At 48.7% G+C, this 22,253-nt stretch carries 25 protein-coding genes; 16 read left to right on the top strand and 9 right to left on the bottom strand.

Going from position 1 to position 22,253, the window contains the following annotated elements; genetic code table 11:
• Positions 1-119 precede the first annotated feature (119 nt).
• A complete protein-coding gene (locus tag KNQ08_RS09790) occupies positions 120-1,403 on the top strand; it encodes a methyl-accepting chemotaxis protein (protein ID WP_214805400.1) in 1,284 nt (427 codons plus the stop codon).
• A 212-nt stretch (positions 1,404-1,615) separates the two neighbouring features.
• Positions 1,616-2,830 carry a flagellin N-terminal helical domain-containing protein gene (locus tag KNQ08_RS09785; RefSeq protein WP_214805398.1) on the top strand — a complete coding sequence of 405 codons (1,215 nt, stop codon included), beginning with the start codon at positions 1,616-1,618 and terminating at the stop codon, positions 2,828-2,830.
• A gap of 398 nt (positions 2,831-3,228) precedes the next feature.
• Here the strand turns inward: KNQ08_RS09785 and KNQ08_RS09780 are convergent, their stop codons facing one another.
• On the bottom strand, positions 3,229-4,062 hold the full coding sequence (locus KNQ08_RS09780) for an endonuclease (RefSeq protein WP_214805396.1): 834 nt from the start codon (positions 4,060-4,062) through the stop codon (positions 3,229-3,231).
• Positions 4,063-4,189: 127 nt separating this feature from the next.
• Here KNQ08_RS09780 and KNQ08_RS09775 point away from each other — a divergent pair, with 127 nt between their 5' ends.
• The 5 genes from KNQ08_RS09775 to KNQ08_RS09755 are packed head-to-tail and all read left to right on the top strand — an operon-like array spanning position 4,190 to position 7,074.
• Positions 4,190-4,546: a flagellar protein FlaG gene (locus KNQ08_RS09775; protein ID WP_214727750.1), complete on the top strand. Its 357-nt coding sequence runs from the start codon at positions 4,190-4,192 to the stop codon at positions 4,544-4,546.
• A gap of 17 nt (positions 4,547-4,563) precedes the next feature.
• Positions 4,564-6,135 (top strand): flagellar filament capping protein FliD, encoded by a 1,572-nt coding sequence (fliD, locus tag KNQ08_RS09770; RefSeq protein ID WP_214805394.1) that lies wholly within the window; start codon positions 4,564-4,566, stop codon positions 6,133-6,135.
• A gap of 16 nt (positions 6,136-6,151) precedes the next feature.
• Positions 6,152-6,520, top strand: a complete 369-nt coding sequence (gene fliS / locus KNQ08_RS09765) for a flagellar export chaperone FliS (protein ID WP_035410054.1) — start codon at positions 6,152-6,154, stop codon at positions 6,518-6,520.
• Positions 6,517-6,870, top strand: a complete 354-nt coding sequence (locus KNQ08_RS09760; protein WP_214805392.1) for a hypothetical protein — start codon at positions 6,517-6,519, stop codon at positions 6,868-6,870. Before fliS ends, KNQ08_RS09760 begins: the two co-directional genes overlap by 4 nt.
• 27 nt (positions 6,871-6,897) lie before the next feature.
• Positions 6,898-7,074 carry a hypothetical protein gene (locus KNQ08_RS09755; RefSeq protein ID WP_169738097.1) on the top strand — a complete coding sequence of 59 codons (177 nt, stop codon included), beginning with the start codon at positions 6,898-6,900 and terminating at the stop codon, positions 7,072-7,074.
• A gap of 52 nt (positions 7,075-7,126) precedes the next feature.
• Here KNQ08_RS09755 and KNQ08_RS09750 read toward each other — a convergent pair whose 3' ends face one another.
• The 8 genes from KNQ08_RS09750 to KNQ08_RS09715 all read right to left on the bottom strand — a co-directional run bounded on the left by KNQ08_RS09750 (position 7,127) and on the right by KNQ08_RS09715 (position 14,125).
• A complete protein-coding gene (locus KNQ08_RS09750) occupies positions 7,127-8,866 on the bottom strand; it encodes a sensor domain-containing diguanylate cyclase (protein ID WP_214805390.1) in 1,740 nt (579 codons plus the stop codon).
• Between the two features lie 87 nt (positions 8,867-8,953).
• Positions 8,954-9,616, bottom strand: a complete 663-nt coding sequence (locus tag KNQ08_RS09745) for a DUF2225 domain-containing protein (protein ID WP_214805389.1) — start codon at positions 9,614-9,616, stop codon at positions 8,954-8,956.
• Between the two features lie 25 nt (positions 9,617-9,641).
• Positions 9,642-10,082, bottom strand: coding sequence for a YaaR family protein (locus KNQ08_RS09740; protein WP_214805387.1), 441 nt, complete (start codon positions 10,080-10,082; stop codon positions 9,642-9,644).
• Between the two features lie 13 nt (positions 10,083-10,095).
• Positions 10,096-10,986 carry a flagellin N-terminal helical domain-containing protein gene (locus KNQ08_RS09735; RefSeq protein ID WP_214805385.1) on the bottom strand — a complete coding sequence of 297 codons (891 nt, stop codon included), beginning with the start codon at positions 10,984-10,986 and terminating at the stop codon, positions 10,096-10,098.
• A complete protein-coding gene (locus tag KNQ08_RS09730; RefSeq protein WP_214805384.1) occupies positions 10,983-11,375 on the bottom strand; it encodes a flagellar export chaperone FliS in 393 nt (130 codons plus the stop codon). The genes KNQ08_RS09735 and KNQ08_RS09730 overlap by 4 nt, the downstream gene beginning before the upstream one ends.
• Positions 11,372-11,662 (bottom strand): EscU/YscU/HrcU family type III secretion system export apparatus switch protein, encoded by a 291-nt coding sequence (locus KNQ08_RS09725; RefSeq protein ID WP_214805383.1) that lies wholly within the window; start codon positions 11,660-11,662, stop codon positions 11,372-11,374. Before KNQ08_RS09725 ends, KNQ08_RS09730 begins: the two co-directional genes overlap by 4 nt.
• Before the next feature lie 15 nt (positions 11,663-11,677).
• Positions 11,678-13,510: a hypothetical protein gene (locus tag KNQ08_RS09720; RefSeq protein WP_214805382.1), complete on the bottom strand. Its 1,833-nt coding sequence runs from the start codon at positions 13,508-13,510 to the stop codon at positions 11,678-11,680.
• A gap of 108 nt (positions 13,511-13,618) precedes the next feature.
• The gene (locus KNQ08_RS09715; protein ID WP_029342501.1) at positions 13,619-14,125 is read right to left on the bottom strand and encodes a competence protein ComK; all 507 of its coding nucleotides are present in this window, start codon (positions 14,123-14,125) and stop codon (positions 13,619-13,621) included.
• 251 nt (positions 14,126-14,376) lie between these two features.
• Between KNQ08_RS09715 and KNQ08_RS09710 the strand changes: the two genes are divergently transcribed.
• The 9 genes from KNQ08_RS09710 (at position 14,377) to cccB (ending at position 22,109) form a co-directional block, all read left to right on the top strand.
• Positions 14,377-14,577, top strand: a complete 201-nt coding sequence (locus tag KNQ08_RS09710; RefSeq protein ID WP_023469248.1) for a cold shock domain-containing protein — start codon at positions 14,377-14,379, stop codon at positions 14,575-14,577.
• A 279-nt stretch (positions 14,578-14,856) separates the two neighbouring features.
• Complete coding sequence (gene hpf / locus KNQ08_RS09705; protein WP_023469247.1) at positions 14,857-15,420, top strand: ribosome hibernation-promoting factor, HPF/YfiA family; 564 nt, start codon at positions 14,857-14,859, stop codon at positions 15,418-15,420.
• An 84-nt stretch (positions 15,421-15,504) separates the two neighbouring features.
• Entirely contained in the window at positions 15,505-15,633 is a 129-nt protein-coding gene (locus KNQ08_RS16975; protein WP_255343755.1) for a hypothetical protein, read from the top strand.
• A gap of 3 nt (positions 15,634-15,636) precedes the next feature.
• Positions 15,637-18,156 carry a preprotein translocase subunit SecA gene (gene secA / locus KNQ08_RS09700; protein WP_214805381.1) on the top strand — a complete coding sequence of 840 codons (2,520 nt, stop codon included), beginning with the start codon at positions 15,637-15,639 and terminating at the stop codon, positions 18,154-18,156.
• A 68-nt stretch (positions 18,157-18,224) separates the two neighbouring features.
• The gene (gene prfB / locus KNQ08_RS09695) at positions 18,225-19,325 is read left to right on the top strand and encodes a peptide chain release factor 2 (RefSeq protein WP_023469245.1); all 1,101 of its coding nucleotides are present in this window, start codon (positions 18,225-18,227) and stop codon (positions 19,323-19,325) included.
• 60 nt (positions 19,326-19,385) lie between these two features.
• Positions 19,386-20,153, top strand: a complete 768-nt coding sequence (locus KNQ08_RS09690) for a class I SAM-dependent methyltransferase (RefSeq protein WP_214805380.1) — start codon at positions 19,386-19,388, stop codon at positions 20,151-20,153.
• Positions 20,153-20,656, top strand: a complete 504-nt coding sequence (locus KNQ08_RS09685) for a GNAT family N-acetyltransferase (protein WP_214805379.1) — start codon at positions 20,153-20,155, stop codon at positions 20,654-20,656. The genes KNQ08_RS09690 and KNQ08_RS09685 overlap by 1 nt, the downstream gene beginning before the upstream one ends.
• 97 nt (positions 20,657-20,753) lie before the next feature.
• A complete protein-coding gene (locus KNQ08_RS09680) occupies positions 20,754-21,623 on the top strand; it encodes a YitT family protein (RefSeq protein WP_023469242.1) in 870 nt (289 codons plus the stop codon).
• A 114-nt stretch (positions 21,624-21,737) separates the two neighbouring features.
• Positions 21,738-22,109, top strand: a complete 372-nt coding sequence (cccB, locus tag KNQ08_RS09675; RefSeq protein WP_208796364.1) for a cytochrome c551 — start codon at positions 21,738-21,740, stop codon at positions 22,107-22,109.
• The last annotated feature ends 144 nt before the right edge of the window (positions 22,110-22,253 follow it).

Raw genomic sequence — 22,253 nt, 5'->3', positions numbered from 1 at the left:
TGCTTTTGTCATCTCACCGGGAATCGTTTTTGAAAATCGGGTCAACTGACTTAAAACGGTTACAAAAGAAACCGATAGAGAGGACGGTGAAAGAAGATACAGGAAAGGGAGTTTCGGTTATGCGTAAATTACGAAGCAACTTGAAGGTACGGTTATTCTTTTGGGTCTTGGCCATCTCAGTCATCACGAGCGGCATCTCAGCCCAGCTCGTGCTCTATCTCCACCGTGGACTTGACGTCGCGGATACGAACGCGATTTGGTTCGGAGCAGGGATTGGCTTATTGTTATCGTTGATTGGGACGTCATTGATTCAGTTGATCTTGCGCCAACCGATCAAAGCAATCGAAAAGGCAACAGAAACGGCACGCGAAGTCGCAAATGGTAACTTCAACGTCGATTTCGAAGAAGCGAAGCGTGGGGATGAAGTTGACCAACTGATGCACGAACTCGAAGTGATGGTCTTACATATCCGCAAACAGGCGACACAGATGGGAAGCTCAAGCGATAAGCTGACAGCATCCGCTCAAGAGATTGCAGCAGCAGTCCAGGAAGGCAATGCATCGGGTGAAAGCATTCGTTCAGCAATGGCAGAGTTGTCAGCGAAGATGAACGAGAACGTTGATCAAGCGTACCTATCGATGGATGCCCTCGGTGCCGTCAAACGGACGATGGATGAAGTCGCGAAAGAAATGAATGAAGCGTTGAAATCGGCGACGGTCATGCAGACGGAAGCGCAGAACGGGAAGACACTCGCGACCGATTCCGTTGAAGCAATGCACATGATTTCGAAAAAGATGGAACAGTCAGCGACACTCAATGGTCGTTTGACGGATATGACAGGTGAGATCTCACGGATCACGGATGTCATTAGTGACATCTCGGCACAGACGAATTTACTCAGCTTGAATGCATCGATTGAAGCGGCACGAGCGGGCGAAGCAGGACGTGGGTTTGCCGTCGTCGCAGCAGAAGTCAAAAAACTGGCGGAACAGACAGCGACATCCGCAAAAGAAATCACCGATTTAATTTCTGGCGTCAAGCGTCTTGTTAATGATACAGCGAACGCAATGACCGATGTTCAAAGTGAAGTCGCAACAGGTGTCGGACTTGTTGAACAAGCGGGAGCGTCATTTGAAGAGATTCATCATTCGACAGAAAATGTCTACTCACGTGTGAAATCGGTTGACCAGCTTGTCGTCAAATCGGATCAAGAGATTGACCAAGTCGGCTTAACGACAGCGAATATCCTTGCAATGGTCGAGGAAGCATCGAAACACGCAGAACAAGTCTTGCAAGCGTCAAGTCATCAAGCGGCATCGCTCGGGGAAGTCAACGGGGCGATGGAAGAGCTTGTTGCAGTAGCGGAACAATTACAAGAAGAGACGGGTGCGACGCGTCTTTAAACAAAAAAATTGTACGTCCAAATTGGATGTACAATTTTTTTATATTTATTTTGAAGAAAGTTGTTAAACATTTCGAGCGTACGACGATATATAAGGTGGAAGCAGTCATCGACTCAATCCATCGTGTCACCCTTGGGCCGGCCAGGGGGCACATCTCGGAGAAGACGGATCTTCAAAGAGACGAAAAATTAATCCTATGGAGGGAAATTACAATGATTATCAATCACAACGTAACTGCGCTTAACACGCACAACAAATTGTCTGCAGCTACTGCAGCACAAAGCAAATCAATGGAGAAATTGGCTTCAGGTCTTCGTATCAACAAAGCAGGAGACGATGCAGCTGGTCTTGCAATCTCTGAAAAAATGCGTGCTCAGGTTCGTGGACTTGATCAAGCTGGACGTAACGCACAGGACTCAATCTCAATGATTCAGACAGCTGAGGGTGCATTGAACGAAACGCACGATATCCTTCAGCGGATGCGTGAACTTGCTGTTCAAGCTGGTAACGATACAAACACAACTTCAGATCGTGGTGAAATTCAAAAAGAAGTTAACCAATTGACTAGTGAAATTAACCGGATTGGTAATACTACTGAATTCAACGGTCAAAAATTACTAAATGCTACTTCTGGTAATGTTGTTGCTGGTTCGGCTGCTACAACAACACCTGCAACAACAATTGCTACAGCAGCTAACATGACTGCAACAGCAGGAAATACAGCTACAGCTGAAGCTCAAATTTCAGGAACGTTTACAGGAACTGCCAACGAAACTCTTACTATCGAAAAAACAGCAACTGGTTGGTCTGTGGATGGTGGAGCAAGTGATGTAACGCTTACTGGTACTACATTCACTTATAAAGGAATGCAAATCGAAACTTCAACAGCAACTGGTGTAGCAACTGGAGATTCATGGACACAAGCATTGAATACGGCAACAACAACTCCAGCAAGTGGAGCTAAATCAACGTTCTCTACTCAGGTTGGTGCAAACGAAAATCAAACAATGACACTTGAGTTCACTGATATGCGTGCTGCTGCTTTAGGTATCACTGGATCAGGTACTGGTTACACTACTGCTAATACTGTTACGGACGGTACAAATAACACTCCAGCAGAAAATGCACTTGATGTATCAAGTGCAGTTAATGCGGGAGCAGCTGTTACTAAAATTCAGACTGCGATTGACAGTGTTTCTGCTGAACGTTCGAAACTCGGTGCAAACCAAAACCGTCTCGAGCATACAATCAACAACCTCAAAACATCTTCTGAAAACCTAACAGCGGCTGAATCACGCGTTCGTGACGTTGACATGGCAAAAGAAATGATGAACCAAACAAAGAACTCGATTCTTGCACAAGCTGCACAAGCAATGTTGGCTCAATCGAATCAAACTCCGCAGGGTGTTCTTCAACTCCTTCGATGATTGATTCTACCGGGCGTCTAATCTGGTAACGGATTAGATCATGACTGGGTGAATTGCTGGAACTCCTGAGAGCCTTGATGTACGACAACGTGGCTGGAAACGGCGAGCGTGACCGTTTTGAAAAACATTAAGGATTGGACAATCAGCAGCCAAGCACCTGTAGGGAAACCTTGGTGAAGGTTCAACGACTAGGATAGACGACCTAATGGATTTATCCGATGGTTATGAAATCCGTACTCCGTAAACGGCGGGGGAAGTGCCCAGCTCCTAGTAAATCTAGGATGAAGATATAGTCTTATCATTAGCGAAAGCTAATGCGCGTAGCAAGCGAACCAACAGCCGCAAGGCGTTCTCCAATTACTCCGTTAATCGTAATTGGCACATATCGATTGTTCAGGTCACGGACTCGTTCCGTGACCTTTTTTTATGGCATTGAGTTTAGCGTAGACTGACCATGTTGACCGATTTAAGCGTTGAGCGATTTCTGATACAGGAACTTGATTTGCCGTGTCAGTCATTAGTTGTTCGATTTCTGATGCACTAAAGTACTGATTGGGTTTTGTACTTACGATTTTTACATGGGGATAATCCTGTTGTATTTGCTTCATTCGAATTTGCCAATCGAGTTTATACGAAAAATCAGGTAACTCATTTACATAAGGTGTCAAATAATCAAGAAATTGCATCGTATCTTCAAAACGAGTTGTTCGCAGGAAATATCCGGAACCATTTGACGTTTTGGCTACTCTAAAATGAAGTCGAAAATTATGATTTAACCATTCACAAAAGAGTGTTAATGAGTGTTTGGGGAAAGACTGAAGATAAAGCGCGATTGTAGGAGAAACAATCAGTTGTTGTTTAGATGTAAGGCGCTTTGAGACAATCAATGAACCGTCGTCAAGATAAAGGGTCAATAAGAAAAGTGGATGGTTACATAAAGGAAGTAAGTCGAAGGGAATATCTTTTTGATCAGAAGGATAAAAGTAAGGATAAAGTTCCGTAAGTAAAGGAAGTGAGCGCGAAACTAAGTTGTTTTGGCGGATATAAAGCAAATCAGGAAGTTGCTGTTGCTTCCATTCTCGATAAAATCGCTGTGACTCTCCGAAGTGTTCACGATAACTATTGTTCTTTCGTCTAGAACCGGGATAACACTTTGTGATTTCTCCATCTCCGAGAATACTAGCTAATAAAATAGCTTGTTGTGAAGCTGATAGCTTGTTTAGCAATAGCATTAATGTCCCTCCTTTTTATAGAAACATATGTTCCTTTTACCCGGAAATCAAGTTCCTTAAATTAATACTTATAAAATATCCGATTTAGCCGATATACTACATAGAGAAGAAAAAGGAGTGACCGACTATGAATTCCATTAATACGGAAATTCGCCTTCATCTACCTTCGAACGTCCTACCGTACGAAGCGACACGGAATGTGTTTGTGGAAGCGAATCAGGAAGCGCTAGCAGAAGAAGGAGTCGTTGTCCTACCGACACCACAGCATATTACAAAACTTGAAACAGCAATGGAACAAGCAAACATCAAACTTGAGCTTCAACGAACGGGTTTGAAGTTTGTCAAACATGAAAAACTAAACGAATTTTATATTCAAGTTGTCGATACGAATAATAACGTCGTGCAAGAGATTCCGAGTAAAAAGGAACTTGATTTTTTCGCGGCCTTCATGGAATTTAATCAATTGATCGATAAACGGATTTAACGGAAAGGGCTGATTGGATGGCAGGCATTCGACTGAGTGGTCTTGCGAGTGGAATTGATACCGAAACGATGATTAAACAATTAATGCAGGCGGAGCGAGCACCGGTCGATCGATTATCGCAAAAGAAACAGACATTGACATGGCAACGCGATGCGTACCGAGAGATGAACCGGGCATTACTTGATTTCCGAACAGCTGCAAGCGATATGCTGTTGTCGAAGAACTATCAATCGAAGACGGTTACGAGTTCAAATCCGACGGCATTGACGGTAACAGCAAGTCCAGCAGCATCATCTGGTAGTGTGACAATTGACAGTATTGATCAACTGGCTAGTGCGGCTTCGGTAACTATGGTCGCAGCAAGCGGAAAGAAAAGTGATGCAACACTTGAAGAGAGTGGATTATTCACGAAAGATGCGAATGGCAAAATCAACGTCCAAATCAATACCTTCGATGCGACAGGTAAAGCGGTAACTGAGACATTGCAGCTTGACGCAACACAAAAAATCTCTGACTTAACAGCGGCAATCAACGGTAAAACAAGTCTCGGGATGAACGCTGTTTTCAATGATTTAACAGGGAAACTCGTTTTAACGAAAACAAGTACCGGTAACTTGAATCCAAACGGTGCCGACATTTCGATCGTCGATGCATCAGATAATACTGCGAAGGTGAATTCACAAGACGGTACATTCGGTCGTGAAGGACAGAATGCCAAATATACGATAGGTGGACAACAACTTGAGCAGACAACGAATACGTTCACGCAGAACGGTCTGACGATCACGTTAAACAACGTCGCGACGACGGCAACGACGATCAATACGACACTCGACACACAGAAAAACTTTGATTCGATTAAGAACTTCGTTGATAAGTATAACGACGTCATTGATAAGATGAACAAGAAAGTTCGTGAAGAAAAGTATCGTGATTATCAACCATTGACGGATGCTCAGCGCAAGGAACTCAGCGAGGACGAAGTCAAGAAGTGGGAAGAAAAGGCAATGAGTGGTGTCCTCAAAAACGATAGCTACTTACAAGACGGCATGAATCAGTTCCGCAGTGCGATCTCATCAAAAATTGATACCGGTTATTCATATACGTCAGGAACGGATACAATTCAGCTTCAGTATATGTCGCAAATCGGAATCACTTCAACGAGTGATTTCCGAGATGGTGGGAAACTAAAAATCGACGAAACGAAATTGAAAAAGATGCTCGAAGAACAGCCAGAAGGTGTCTATAAGCTATTCACCGCTGATGCGCCGGAGCCCACGAAGGACGCGCAAGGGAATACGATTCCGAATCCGAATGGACTCGATGGATTCGTTCGTCAGATTCAAGGATTCGCAACAACACTCCGCGATAAGATTTCTGGAGTCGCTGGGCGTGACGGAGCGGTTGCGACAACTTATCGACTTGGCAAGTCTCTCGCTGATCTCGATAAAAGCATGCTGTCGTGGGAAGACAAGCTAAAACGAAAAGAAGATAGTTACTATCGCCGATTTGCGGCAATGGAACAAGCAATGAACCAGGCGAATAGTCAGTCGGCGACGCTTGCTGGTTATCTCGGACAAGGACAATAAAAAGGAGGAAACGCGAATGAACCCTTATGCTACGTATCAGACGAACTCGGTAACGACAGCGTTACCTCAAGACTTAACATTGATGTTATATGAAGGACTGATCAAATTCTCGATGCTTGCAAAACGTGCCATCGAACAGAAGATGATCGAACAAAAAAATACGAATATCCAAAAGGCACAAGCCATCATCAGCGAGTTGCAATTGACGCTCAATCAATCAATTGCCTTATCAAAAGACTTGAACAGTTTGTATGACTATATGCAAACACGCTTAATCGATGCCAACGTCAAAAACGATTTGGTGGCAATCGACGAAGTGATTGGCTTTGCGGAAGAATTCCGCGAGACGTGGAAAGAAGCGATGAAACTCGCGCGGCAACGATGAGTCCGCTCGATCCGCTTCGCCTAAAGACGAAACGATTGATTGAACTGCTTGATCAAACCCCGAGTGAAGAGACATATGACGAATGGATCGAGAAGATTCAGGGTTTGCTGAACGAACGAGAAGCCTTCATTGCGGCACACTCGAATCTACTAGCCGGTGCCAATCAAGCCGTCATTCAGGAACTCGTCACTGATAGTCGGAAAATCGACTTGAAATTATCAGCAGAAACGGCTAAATTAGGGGTACAAATCAGTCAGTTGCGTCAGACGCAAACGAGTCGTAAATCGTACGTTGATCCGTACGAAGAAGTCGATCATAGTTTTTCACCGTATTTTGATTCTCGTCAGTAACTTTCTTGTGTGAGGGAGGGATCTTTCGTGACCAAGCGGGAAGACAAGAAACGCCCCGTACCGCAGCCGTATTTCCAATCGGACGGCTCGTACGATCAGTTCATTGAACCGGACGTCGAATCGGAATCATGGGAAGAGTTCGAACGCCCTGTCTCCGATGCACCGGATGCCTATGAAGAAGAAAAATATCGTCGTGAGTCGTAAGCTCATGACAAAAAATGCCCTGTCCATTTACTTGGACAGGGCATTTTGCCGTTCATTTAAAGCGGTAGGCGTTCTTCTCTTCCTGTTTGACGGTGTACATCGCTTCGTCGGCGCGAATCAATAAGAGACTCGTCGTCCGCCCATCCTCGGGATAACGAGCGATACCAATTGACGGCGTGACCTGCATCGCGGTCGCGTCAAAGAAGAAGGGATCATTCAAGCGAAGGAGGACGTTCTCAGCGTAGGTGATCGTCTCCGCACGACTGCGGGCGAGGAAAACGATGAATTCATCTCCACCGAGTCGAGCTGCTACATCATCCTGCGTTAAATCGAGCTGTAAGCGCCGTGCTGTCTCCTGCAAGACGTAGTCACCGGCGTCGTGACCGTAACGGTCATTAATTTGCTTAAAGCCGTCGAGATCAATGAATAGAAGCGATCCTTCGGTTAAGGTTGCGAGCTGCGCTCCAAGGTGATCCTCGAAGTAACGGCGATTCGGAAGTGCTGTCAAGGCATCGTGATAGCCGAGTTCCTGCAGCCATTTTTCTTGCGATAAGGCTTCTGTTAGGTCGGACAGAATGACGTACAAATCAGGCTCACCGGGAATTGGAATCAACGTCACTTCGAACGTCCGTCCGTCGACGGGGCGCATTAGCAATTGTTTTTCACCGGTCTCGAGTTTCAGAAATGCCGCAATCAATTGATCGACCAAGGCATCAGGAACGTAACCGTGCGGGAAGTAACGTTCTGCTGCTGGGTTCATCGCTTTCTCATGCCCATTGCCGTCGAAACGAATGATCGGTTGTGGGTGGGCTAGGAACAGGCGGCGATACTCTTCCTTCCGGAGTTCGAGTTGCGTTGTATGGCGGTCAATTCGGTGTGTCAAATCGACTTCGAACGTCTCGAGTTCCGTTAGTAACTGACGATTGAGACGTTCGGAGAAAAATTGCCGGAACATAAACAATGAGAACAAGATGATTAGCGTCGGGAAGTAGACATCCTGCGCCATCGGAAGGAACGTGATGCCCGTCAACAGAACGAGCAGACTGATATACGGCAAATACGGTCGTCCGAGTCGGTCGCGTGCCGGTTGCTTCGGTGGCACGTCCTTAAAGTAGACAGCTAGCTCAAACAAACTGACCGCATAGAGCGGGAAGAAGCAAGCAGCGAACGTCAACTCATCACGAATGAAGAATGTGTAATAACCTAAGTTCGCCAAGATGAATACCATCATCGCCTGAATCAGTCGTCTGTGGATCGGTCCACGGAGTCCTGTCGCATACAAAATCAAAAAGAAGAACAACTGCGCAATGAAACTGATCGCGTAGCCGAGCATGGCGACGAATTCGATATCGGAGCGGGCGAACGTTGGTAAGTGACGCAAGATGACCGTATAACCAAAGACAAAGACCATCCCGAATAAGAGCACACCGTCAATATAGAGTAACCGTGCCTGACGAATCGAAGACCAGTCGATCAATCGGGCAAAGGCGATAGCGGTCAATATCAAAAAGGCAGTCAACGTCAAGTTGGCAACAGAGTCGACTTCCGGCGGATGCGGGAAGAAGGTCAGGATAAAGTTGATCCAGAGACCACTTGCGAATAAGAGAATCGCGATGCCGACCGAGCGTTCTGAGTGCTTCGGGAAGAACCAACGCCTGGCTTGAATCGCGACGAACGTCACAGCAAGTAGCGTCGCAAGAACAGCGACCAGCGGAACGAACGGTGTTCCGCTGACAAGTAGCATCAGCCCGTAGGTGATCAGTAAATAAAGAATCGGTAACGTTGTTCGCATCGCGGACCTCCTTTCCTGAAACAGTGTGTTGGCTCTTTTCGACGAGCGGTGAAAAAAATCCTTGTCCCGTCTGATGACGAACAAGGATCAGTCCTGCTCTTGCACCCATTCCCAGTGGATGCGTGTGTCTTTTTTGATTTTGTCGGTCGCTGTCTTACTTTGGAACAACCGACTGTACCAAAGACGGGCCGTGTCTTTGTCTTTCGTCACAGCATATAGGTCCGCGATCCGAAGCAGGAGGACGTCTTCTGGAATCCCGCTCTCCTTGACGGACGTGTAGTTATCGTAAAGAGAGACATATTTCTCAATCGCTCGACTCGCCCAAAGTTGTTCTTCGTTCTGTTGACAGGTTAAGCGATGCAACCAGGACAGACGAACGCCGAGCATTGCTTGGATCGCTGGCTTTTGCTCCGTCACTTGAGCCGTGTAGAGACAAAGCTTATAGAGCTGGATCGCCTGCTCGATCGTCCGCTCCGTACCAGCAAACGGTAAGACAGGAAGCGTCGGCAGGATATGATCTTGTAAGGTCGCTCGAACGTCCGGCGATAACTTTCCGAACGACTCGTGGAAGAAAAACCGACAATGGCTACACTGGACCGGTTCATAGAGATAGACATTGACGCCTTGATGACGGATGAAACCATCAAAGTCGGTCGAAGCGACACGGATATGTCGCGACAGGACACGTTTCGTCTCCGTCGTTTTCAAGCAGTATGGGCAGGTGCACTTTTTAAGATATAAGTCTGGCATGTAGGGGAACTCCTCTAATTCTAGATTACACGAAGACGTTGACGAGCATGCCTTTGATCTCGCCGACTTGGTCGAGGATATCGAGACGACGTGACTCACCAGAGATGACCGTATCCGTCAACTGCAGGAGCTTCGCATCGACTTGTTCGACGACTTTATAGATCTTCGTCCGACCACGGCGATTAAAGCCGCGCTTCTCTTCGAGTTGTTGCGATTGGTCGAGGGCATCTTTTAAGAAGTCCTTGATTTTTTCTTTATAGCTTTCAAGGTGCTCAATCGTCTGGCTCTCAGCGAGCAGTTGTCCGTGTTCTTCGACGAGGGCGAGCTTTTGTTGCAAGCGCTCGTAACCTCTGTGGTCGCGCTTCTCCTGCATCAAGGCAGAGAAGGTCGTCGACGCCTCGACTTCACGCGGACCACCTTTTAAGGACTGGAGTCGTTGCGTTTCTTGGATGCGGCGGATATCCATCGGGTCTGCCTCCTTAGTTGAGTAATTGTAAGACGCCTTGCGGTAGGGCGTTCGCTTGAGCGATCATTGCCATCCCCGATTGATTGAGGATGTTGTACTTCGCATATTCCATCATTTCACGTGCCATATCGGTGTCGCGAATCCGTGATTCCGACGCCGTCAAGTTCTCGACGCTGACACTGAGGACGGATGACGTCGCTTCGAAGCGGTTCTGGATCGCTCCGAGTTGTGCCCGTTGCTGGGAGATTGTATCGATTGCTTTCGTATACCGGCTGATCGCGTCATTCGCGTCCGTTGCCGTCATGACGCTAAGGGCATACTCAGGTGCACTACCGCTAGGGAAATCAAGCGGACGGATTGACGGATCAGCTTGTGTCGTTGAACTGACGCCGATCGCGAGGGCTTGCATGTCGTCAATCGTGATCGAGATGCCTTCGTTGGCTCCCGCATTCGTTTGGATGAACAGGGCACTGTCGGCATCGTTGAACTTACCACTCAACAGTTCTTTGCCGTTGAACTGCGTCGTCTTCGCGATCCGCGAGACTTCATTCGTCAGCTGGTTGAGCTCTTCTTGAATTGCTGTCCGGTCTTCGGTTGCTAACGTGCTGTTACCAGCTTGGACGGACAGTTCCCGCATCCGTTGCAACAGATTATGCGTTTCACTCAAGCCGCCTTCAGCCGTCTGAATCATCGAGACACCATCGAGGACATTCTGTTCCGCTTTATCAAGTGCCTTCAAGCGATTACGCATCTTCTCTGAGATCGCGAGACCAGCTGCATCATCCGCACCTCGGTTGATCTTCTGACCGCTCGATAGTTTATCCATCGTCGTCTTGACGTTCGTCTGGTTGATGCTGAGGTTGCGATAAGCCTTCAAGGCTTGGACGTTATTCGTGATTCTCATTCGTATTCCATCCCTTCATATCGTTGATGATGTGCGGCGCGCACGAGCGGTCGATCGACGGTCTGCGCCGCTTGCCATGTGACGCGTAAGTCTTCTGCCAGTTCGAGCAATTCGTCTAAGATACTTGGTGTCTTATAGACCTGTAACGTCTGCTCGGCAAGATAGTGATAGAGCGCGTCGAGTTGTGCGGTGATGATGCCACCGTCGTCATGCAGTCCCGCCTGCAGTTTGTCGAGTAACTGATAGGCTTTTTGTAAACGTTCGTTGACTTCGTCAAAGCGGTTCGCGTCACGCGCAATCGTGGCGCGATCATATTGGAGGACGAGCCCCGTCAGCATGACTTCCGTCAGCTGTTGCGGGGTCATCGCGTAGAGTTCTTGTTCTGTCATGTTTGCCGTCCTTTCGCGTTGTCGAGTTCTTCGATTAATAAGAGCAGTTCTGCCATCACGTCGTATAATTGCGGCGGAATCGCCGTCCCGAGGTCGAGATCAAGTAAGTGACCAAGCAGAGACGTATCGTGTTCAATCACGACGCCGTTTGCCCGTGCTTCTTGGAGGATGCGATCGGCAGCTTGACCGCTTGCCCGAGCGACGACGACCGGTGCTTGACCGGATGCTTCATCGTAGCGGAGGACGGCAGCCGTCTTACGTCCGGTTAAATCGATTTTCTGATACATAACGGTCTCTCCTTTTTAGATACGGTAGTCGTAGCCACGTGGCGTCTCGTCTTGCTTGACGGTCTCCGTCACTTGCTCACGCGTGAATGGACGGAACTGGATCCGGACGTCCTGGTAACCAGTTGCTTGCAAGGCATCCGTCGTCCGCTCGAGGAACGGGGTCGCCAGTTGTTCAAGAACCGGGAAATCATTTTCAATCGTGATCTGCATCTTTCGGTTGACGGTCTCAACGCGGACACCAATCTCACCGAGGCGCGGCGTATTAAGCTGGACATATAACGTATTGTTTTCCCAGTCGATCACTTCGTCCGGGCGTTTATTTTGCAAGTGAACGTGGAGTCCCGCCGTCGCTTCGACGAGTTGGACCGGTAAGGCGAGCAGAATCTGGTTCAACTGTTGCTGGCTGTCCGGTTTATTGACTTGCTGTTGCGCTGCAAGGAATGTCTGCAATTTGGCGGCTTCCGGATTCGCTGCCGGTGTACTCAGTTTCAGTTCCGCCGTCTGGAGCTGGAGCGTCTTTTGGACGGTCTCTTGCAAGAGGCGGGGACTGTTCTGTTGCGGCTCATATGGAACAGCTTTTGTTGCAGTCTGCGCTTGTAAAGACGGTGCTTGTGGCGGCAGTCCTTGCATCTCCGGTAAGTAAGTCGGACGGACGTTCGCTGGCGCATAGCGGAAGGCTTCAAAAGCGACCCGGACTTCCTGTAAGACGGCTTTTGCCTCTGTTCCACGTCCGAGTAGCGCCAGTTCCGCGCCCCGTTCAAGTTTCGATAAGAAATGAATCAACTGTTTTTCATCCTTCATCGAGGTATGCAGTAAGGCATCTGTTTGCTGGAAGACTTGTTTTAAGCGTTGCGCCGTGCTCTCGATGACGGCGACCATCTGGACCGGACGTGTCTCGACGAGCGGTTCGATTTGCCGGAGTTGCGAGACGATTGTTCGCTGTTGGCTCTTGAAATCGTTCGTGATCTCAGCGAGCCGTGGCGTCACTTCGCGGACAAGCGTCAAGGCGGAACGGACCGGTGTCGTTTGCCCCGCACGTGCTGTCAGACCAATTAATTGCTCGCGGACGCTCGTCTTCGGCTCAAGCGGCGCTTGCGGAAAATAAGGCGTCAGCTGTTTGCGGACTGTTTCGACATCGCCTCGTTCGAGCGTAGCGACGAGTGCCGGGCGTTTTTCCGCTGGTAGGTGTTCGATGTATTGCCGGATATGCAAGGGCGACGCTGTCTCGATCTCGTGTTGCGTCGGTAGTGTGACGCGAGCGACGTCAAGCGCGACGGCTTTTTCGAACGTCGGCTGCTCCTTTAAGGCGTCTCGTTCCGGCAGGACGTCCGGATAATCTTCCGTCGTCGCGAGGAGACTCGCGATCAAGACGTCGGCGTCAACGGGCAGTGTCGTGTCCGGTCGCGACACGAGTTCGAGTGCTAAGTTCTTGTACGTGCCTTGCAATGCCGTCACGAGCTGAGCGACGATTTCCGGTGTCTGCGGCAGTTGACCGCTTGCGAGTAACTTCGCAACGGCTTGCTTTAGTTCAGCCGGCACGCCTTCTAGCAAAGCAGGATCAACATTTGACGGAACGGACAGGACAGGTGGGGTTTCCGCATCCGGTGTCGCGGGTGTCAGCTGTTCGATCAAGTAACCTTCTGCGGTCTGTCCTTTGACCTTGAACTGGAAATCACCTGTCGGGACGTCGCCCGTGAAGGTCATCTCGATCTTATCCCGACCGACCTGGACGAGAGCCGTATGTGGACCGGTCTGCTCAAGGACCGTACCTTTATAGGTCTTCGTCTCCGAAAGCGGCGTCTGACCAGGGGATTGCGCCGGACGTGCCGGGTTCAATTGGATGTTCATCGAGAAGCCTCCTTGTTTTTTAAAACTGTCATCTCATTATATATCGGCAGAAACCAAAAAGGATTGAGCGAATTCATCGCCCAACCCTGATTTTTTTACGGTCACTGCTTAAGATTTGATTGCATTAAAGCGTTCCTCTAATGTCATCGCGTTCAATTGTTGATAACGAGCCATCAGCTCGCCAGTTGCTTTCATTTGGTTGCGGACGATGTAAGGAGAGGCGTTTACGGGAAGGATCATGCCATTACGAGTCTTGAGCTTCGTCTGTCCGTCTTCCTCGATGACTTCGGACATGTGGCTCCAAGCGTACCACTCGCAATCATCACGTTTCGGTGATTTCGTTGGGAAAAACACGAGGCCAAGTGTCGGTTCAATGACGACTGGTACTTTTCCTTTTACAGATGCGACACGTTTTGCTGTCACGATGCGTTCTTCGATAGAACTGTTGTATTGCCTGCAGGAAAGCTGCAGTAGTTGATACGGTCGAAGCGGTGTCATGATGGTCGAGCCATCCTCGAGTACGATGATGGATTGCTTCATCATGTCGTAGCACGGGAGAATCGCCACCGTCCGTTTCGTGATTCGATACTTTTCGTCATTATGGAATGGTCGCATTCGACTACATCCTCCTTAAGATAGGACAATGGATAAAATAGGTAATTACTAACGATATAATACAATAATACAACTGTAATGACAACGTAATTTTTTAAAATATAGACCAATATGTAGGGAATATTATTCATTTTTAAGATTGAATTCAAATTAATCAGAATTTTTAATTGTCAATAATTCCTTCTTTTGATAGACTAAGCCGTAGAGAGCTTGCTCTCGAACTCTGGTTTGCGAAGGGAACGTGAATTCGAATGGAACAAGGTAAAGTAAAATGGTTTAATGCTGAAAAGGGTTATGGTTTCATCGAGACGTCTGACGCGAAAGACGTATTCGTACACTTCTCAGCGATTCAAGTCGATGGTTACAAATCGCTTGAAGAAGGCGAAGAAGTGGAATTTGAAATCGTTGAAGGCGATCGTGGTCCACAAGCTGCGAACGTTTCAAAGATCTAATCCAATAGCAGCCGCCACCGTTTTTAGGCTATTCGCCTAAAAGCGGTTTTTGTTTTGAGTTCGAATAAAACGGGTATATACGTTAACATCAACATGCTTCAATATTATCGTACGCTAAGAACCGAAGTGAACGTTCATGACAATGTCATCGTTTTCATGGTCTTCCTTCACTTATCGTGCTATAATAAAAACGAACCAAAGAATTTCGAATATTCAGAAGGAAACGACTGAAGCATCTCGAATTCATAGGTTCAACCGGTTACTTAAGGAGGAGTTTACATGATCTACAACATTCGCGGTGAAAACTTGGACGTCACAGATGCTCTCAAGGATTACGTCGAGAAAAAGCTTGAAAAGTTAACTCGTTATTTTACAACTCCTACGGAAGCGCAAACGGCTTATGTCAATCTCAAAGTCAACAATGAGAAGCAAAAAGTCGAAGTGACGATTCCAATGCCAAACCTCTTGCTCCGTGCAGAGGATATCAATGGCGATATGTATGCAGCAATCGACCTCGTCGTCGATAAGCTCGAACGTCAAATCCGGAAACACAAAACGAAGTTGAACCGGAGAGGACGCGCTAAAGAAGGCGGCATCGGAGAGTACTTCAAAACGCTCGAAGGACCGGAAGCGGAAGCGCCAGTCTATGAAGAGGACGAGGCAGAACTCGAACTCGTTCGGACGAAGCGTTTCACACTCAAACCAATGGACACGGAAGAAGCGATTCTTCAGATGGACATGCTCGGACACGCATTCTTCGTCTTCTCAGACGCAGAAACGGGCAACACGAACGTCGTCTACCGTCGTAAGGATGGTCGTTACGGTTTGATTGAACCAGAATAATGAATGCAACAGGGACTCGCTCTTACGGGCGAGTCCCTTTTTGATATGATGGAAAACTATTTTTAAACAAGGTACGTTTGCTCTATGACGAAAGACCGAGACCGCTACTCGGTCCGCTTGTTGAAATTTGACGTCGTATTCGGTACACTGAATAAAGGAAAAATCTCGGAATTCTGTTCGTTCAAAGAATCGTTCGAAGTAAGGGGACTGTAAGGCATGGCTAATTTTCTAAAAGAATTATTTGCACCAACAAAACGTGTCCTGAAGAAAGCCGAAAAAGCAGCAGACGCTGTGGAAGCATTCGAGGCACAAATCGGTGCGTTATCGGATCAAGAACTCGAAGGAAAAGTCGTTGAATTCCGTGAGCGTCTCGCTGACGGAGAAGACTTAGATGATATTTTACCGGAAGCTTTCGCCGTCTGTCGCGAAGTTTCGACACGCGTTCTCGGCATGCGCCACTACCGCGTTCAGTTGATCGGTGGATATGTCCTGCACAACGGGGACATCGCTGAAATGAAGACCGGGGAAGGTAAAACGCTCGTTGCAACACTCCCTGTGTATTTGAATGCCCTCGCTGGCAACGGCGTTCACGTCGTTACCGTCAACGAATATCTCGCAAAACGTGACCGTGACATCATGGAGCCTCTTTATGCGGCACTTGGTCTATCGGTCGGCTTGAATCTCTCAAGCATGTCACGTCAGGAAAAACAAGCAGCCTACAGCTGTGACATCACGTACGGAACGAACAACGAGTTCGGTTTCGACTACTTGCGTGACAACATGGTCCTTTATAAAGAAGACCGTGTTCAACGACCGCTCCATTACGCTGTCGTCGATGAAGTCGACTCAATTCTCGTCGATGAAGCACGGACACCACTCATCATCTCAGGGTCTGCCGAGAAATCGACAGCGCTCTATTCGCAAGCGGATGCATTCGCGAAAATCATGAAAGCAGATGAAGACTACACAGTCGACATCAAAACAAAGAGTGTTCTGTTGACGGAGCAAGGGATCGACCGGGCCGAGAAATACTTCGGCATCGATAACCTGTTCGGTCTTGAGCACGTCTCACTCAACCATCATTTGAGCCTCGCGCTGCGAGCAAATGCCGTCATGCATCGTGACGTCGACTATATGGTTCGTGAAGACGAAGTCATGATCATCGACCAGTTCACAGGTCGTGTCATGGAAGGGCGTCGTTACTCGGAAGGTCTGCACCAAGCAATCGAAGCGAAGGAAGGCGTCGAGATTCAACGCGAATCGATGACGCTTGCGACGATCACGTACCAAAACTTCTTCCGGATGTATACGAAGCTTGCCGGGATGACGGGTACAGCGAAGACGGAGGAAGAAGAGTTCCGTAACATCTACAACATGCACGTCGTACCGGTTCCGACGAACAAACCAGTCGTCCGAAACGATATGCCGGACTTAATCTTCAAGACGATGAACGGGAAGTTCGCTGCCGTCGCAGACGAAATCGAACGTGCCCACCGCGAAGGGCAGCCTGTCCTCGTCGGTACGGTTGCCGTTGAGACGTCGGAGTTACTCAGCAATATCCTCAAGAAACGTGGCATCCGTCACGAAGTCTTGAACGCGAAGAACCACGCGCGTGAAGCAGAAATCATCGAGAACGCGGGTCAAGCGAACTCAGTCACGATCGCAACGAACATGGCCGGTCGTGGTACCGACATCAAGCTTGGTGAAGGTGTCTTAGATAAAGGCGGTCTCTTCATCCTCGGAACAGAACGTCACGAATCACGCCGTATTGATAACCAGCTTCGTGGTCGTGCTGGTCGTCAAGGAGATCCAGGGGCATCACAATTCTATCTGTCACTTGAAGATGAATTGATGCGCCGTTTCGGTTCTGATTCGTTGCAATCGATGATGGATCGTCTCGGAATGGATGATTCACAACCAATCGAGAGCCGGATGGTGTCTCGTGCCGTTGAATCGGCTCAAAAACGCGTCGAAGGCAACAACTTTGATGCGCGGAAACAAGTCCTCGGCTACGATAACGTCATGGCGGACCAACGGAAAGTCATGTACGCGGACCGGGCAGCGATCCTTGATGCGGGCTCCGTGTCAGATATCGTCCGTCCGATGATCGAGCAGACGATCGAAGCAGGCGTCCATCAGTACACGCCGGTCGAGTTCGTTCCGGAAGAGTGGAGCATCGGTGCGCTTGCGGAGTGGGCAAACCAGACGCTCGCGATCGAAGAGAAGGTCACGGAAAGCGACCTCTTCGGAAAAGAACGCGAAGAAATCATCGAGTTGCTCAAAGAGCGGACATTCGCACACTACGAGCACAAACGGTCAGAAGTACCAGCCGAAGCATTCGATGAGTTCGAAAAAGTCATCGTTCTTCGTGCCGTTGACCAACACTGGATGAACCATATCGATCAAATGGATCAACTCCGTGAAGGGATTCACCTCCGGGCATACGGTCAAAACGACCCGCTCCGTGAATACCAATCGGAAGGTTCGATGATGTTTGATGCGATGAACGCTGCGATTGCTGAAGAAGTGACACAATTCGTCCTTCGTGCAGATCTCGATCCAAACCTCAAACGCGAAAAAGTCGTCCAAGACGAAGTCGCCGTTTCGGGTAAGGAAGACAAAGCGGTCAAGAAAAAGCCGGTCCGGAAAAATCCAAACGACCAAATCGGACGCAACGATCCGTGCTGGTGTGGATCCGGTAAGAAATATAAGAACTGTCACGGCCGTCAGGCATAAGTGATGAATCGACTGAAAGAGAGGCAGGAGATTCCTGCCTCTTTTCACGGAAAGAGAAGGTGGAACACATGGAATTAGCAGAAATTCGCAACACCGCCGAGTGGATGGAAAAGAAACTCGACGAATATAAGGCATCACTCGACCTCGAGTCGAAGATCGCCCGGATCGAAGAACTTGAAAACGAGATGACGTACCCAGACTTCTGGAACAACCAGGAATCGGCACAAAAAGTCATCGATGAGTCGAACGGTTTAAAAGCGATGGTCGACAAATACAAAGAACTCGAAGCAGGTCACGAAAACGTTGCTTTGACGTACGAATTGATCAAGGAAGAGCCGGATGCGGATCTTCAAGAAGAGCTCGAGTCAGAACTTGGCGATCTCAAGAAGAAGTTCGAAGACTTCGAACTTCAAATTCTCTTGAACGGCGAGTATGACGCAAACAACGCGATCCTCGAGTTACACCCAGGTGCGGGTGGGACCGAGTCGCAAGACTGGGCATCGATGCTACTTCGGATGTACCAACGTTTCTGCGACAAGCAAGGCTGGAAAGTCGAAACGATGGACTACCAACCAGGTGATGAAGCGGGTGTCAAATCAGTCACGCTCCGTATTCAAGGGCACAATGCCTATGGATACTTAAAAGCCGAAAAAGGGATCCATCGTTTAGTCCGGATCTCACCGTTTGACTCGTCAGGTCGCCGTCATACATCGTTCGTTTCGTGTGACGTCATGCCGGAATTCAACGATGACATCGACATCGAAGTCCGTACGGAAGATTTGCGGATCGATACGTACCGTGCCTCTGGTGCCGGTGGTCAGCACATCAATACGACGGACTCGGCTGTCCGGATCACACACGTTCCGACAGGCGTCGTCGTCTCCTGTCAACAAGAACGGTCGCAGATCAAAAACCGTGAAGCAGCAATGAAAATGTTGAAAGCGAAACTCTACCAACGCGAAATCGAAGAGCAACAAAAGAAACTCGACGAGATCCGCGGTGAAAAATCGGATATCGCATGGGGTAGCCAAATCCGTTCGTACGTCTTCCACCCATACAGCATGGTCAAGGATCACCGGACGAACTATGAAGTCGGGAACACGCAAGGAGCAATGGATGGTGACATCATGGGCTTCATCGATGCGTACCTCCGTCTGATGAATATGTAAGACAATCAACCAGTCGGACGATGTTCGACTGGTTTTTTGACCGTCAAAGGGGGAACAGTGATGCAGGAGCAAAGTCGGATCAACAAACAAGCGTGGGAGTACCGGGCGTATGATTTTTGGGAGAAACGCGACGGAACACCGGCGGAATATGCTGCAATCATCAAACAAGATCCCGCCGCATGTTTGAAGAAACATCGTCGTCATTTCGAAGACGTCGCCGGGAAGACGATCGCGAACATCTGTGGTTCGAACGGACGCAAGGCGGTGCCGTTAGCGTTACTCGGGGCGGACGTCACGGTGTTTGATATCTCGGAGGAGAATGCCAAGTATGCGCTTGAACTGGCGCACCATGCTGAGACATCAATCCACTATGTCGTCGGCGATCTCTATGCGATCGATCTTGAACGATATCGCGATACGTTTGATCTCCTCTACTTAGAAGGTGGCATTTTGCATTATTTTGCGGATCTCGAGCGTTTTCTGCAGATTCTGTTTACAATGTTGAAGCCCGGTGGACAGTTGATCCTTAGTGACTTCCATCCGGTCGGACGCTGGATTGATGCGGACTTAACATATACACCGCGTTATTTTGATCAAGCGGTACAAGCGGGTGACTTGGCGTACAAGACGCACTTTACGGACGCGGAACAAACCGATTTTCCGGACGTCTCCGTCCGTTATTTTACGCTGAGCGAGATCTTAAACGGCGTCATCGCGACACGTTTCACATTAGAACGGTTCGACGAGCATCGTGGCTGGAACGGTGAGAATATCCCGTCCGAGTTCACGCTTTTCGCAACGAAACCACTCGAAGGGAGCAATAGCTGATGATTATTCGTAAAGAAGGCTTTAAGGATGCAGCGGGAATCCGGCTTGTCCATGAAGCAGCGTTCGAGCAACCAAACGAAGCGAACCTCGTTGATGCGTTACGCGAGGACGAAGCGGCGCAACCGGTCTTCGGTCGCGTCGCCGTGACCGACAAAGGGGAAATCGTCGGTCATGTTCTCTTGAGCCGGATCCATATCGATGACATCCCGTCGCTTGCCTTGGCACCGGTCGGCGTATTTCCTGCGTGGCAACGAAAGGGCATCGGCTCTGAATTGATCCGTCAAGTGATTGAGGATGCGCGGGATGCTGGCGAATCACACATTGTCGTGCTTGGTCACGACAGCTATTATCCACAGTTCGGTTTCGAACGGGCGATCGACTATGATATTCAGCCGCCGTTCCCCGTTCCGCCAGAGGTCTTTCTCGTTCTTGCGCTTGAACGAAATGGGTTGCGTGGTGTTAGCGGCATCGTCCGCTACAGTCCGCCCTTTAGTGCGGTATAAAGGGAACACTGTGAGTTGTTCCGCCTATCTAGTCGTTGTCTGACTTTTCCGCTAAAATGAAACACGAGAATCAATCGATAAGGGGAAATGGAATGTCATGACATCGACGCGTCAGGAAGTCGTGCGCGATTATGCGTATTTGTTAATCGGGTCCTTGTTCGTCGCAAGTGCCTTTAGTTTATTTTTAGCACCAAATCAACTCGCCTCAGGAGGCGTCAGTGGCTTATCAATCGTCTTGAACGATTTGTTCGGTATCTCACCAGGCTTGTTCCAGCTCGTCGCGAACGTCGTCTTGCTGGCGATCGGGTGGATGATCCTCGGGATGGGCTTTGGTGTCAAATCACTCGTCGGTTCAATCTTTTTACCGGTCGTCATCCTCGTCTACGAACGGTTCGATGTTCCGGCTGCGACGATGAATCCGATGCTTGCCGCGATCTTCGGCGGCGCCGGTGTCGGGATCGGACTCGGTCTGATTTTCCGGGGACGAGCGTCGACTGGGGGAATGGATTTGATCGCGCAAATTTTGCATCGCTTCACGAAATTGCCGCTTCATCTCTGTATCGCCTTGCTCGACGGAACGATCGTCATCAGTGCGGCGACGATCTTTTCGCTCGAGATTGGATTGTATGCGCTCGTTGCATTATTCATCACGATCAAGATGATCGACGTCGTTCAGCTTGGGATCACGAACGACAAGCTCGCTTATATCATCTCCGATCAACGGGAAGCGTTAGTGAAGGAAATCTTCGAGACGCTCGATCGTGGGGCGACGGAGATCGAGGCGGCAGGTGCGTTCACACGGACACGGAAACCGATGTTGATGGTCGTAGTCCGTCAAGGGGAGATCACGACGCTTAAAGAGATCGTCAAACACATTGATCCATCGGCATTCCTCGTCGTCAGTGAAGCCCATGAAGTACTGGGACTTGGTTTTACGGACGACAAACGCTACCGGAATGTGCCGTAATTGTTCCGAACTCGTGAAGTTTTTGTGAAATCACGCTTAACTCTTCCGGATAACGGTTATACTCTAACTAGGTCAGAAGCGTTTACTTAGATACTTATAGAGGGGGATATCCGGATGAAGCTGAAAAACTTGTTACTCGCGTTAGGATTAGGGACGACACTTGCGCTCGCAGCATGTGGTGGTAGTGACGACTCAAGCTCTAGCGATTCGTCAAGCACGAAGGAAGAGTCGACGATGAACGATGATTCGTCAAAGACGGAAACAGCCGTCGATGCGGAAAAAATCTTCGCGAACAACTGTGCATCGTGTCACGGGAACAACCTTGAAGGAAATGTCGGACCGAACCTGACGAAGGTCGGCTCGAAGTACTCTTCAGAAGAGATTCAAGAGATCATCAAAAACGGGAAAGGGCAAATGCCTGCTGGAATCCTCAAAGAGGATGAAGAAATCGTTGCCGTTGCTGACTGGCTCGCTGAGAAAAAGTAATTATGGGATATGATGGGGTACGAGATGACACACACGACATGTGTTCGTCATTCGTGCCTCTTTTTTGTGGTATAATCGCCTGAAATGACATTTGATTGTAATGTGCGTTCAATTTTGTCCCTGTTATAATGGTGGTCGGTAGGT

This window comes from Exiguobacterium sp. s46 (assembly GCF_018618875.1).
GTDB lineage: Bacteria > Bacillota > Bacilli > Exiguobacteriales > Exiguobacteriaceae > Exiguobacterium_A > Exiguobacterium_A abrahamii.
Note: the sequence above shows the minus strand (reverse complement) of the source record. Positions and strands in the feature narration are given on the sequence as shown.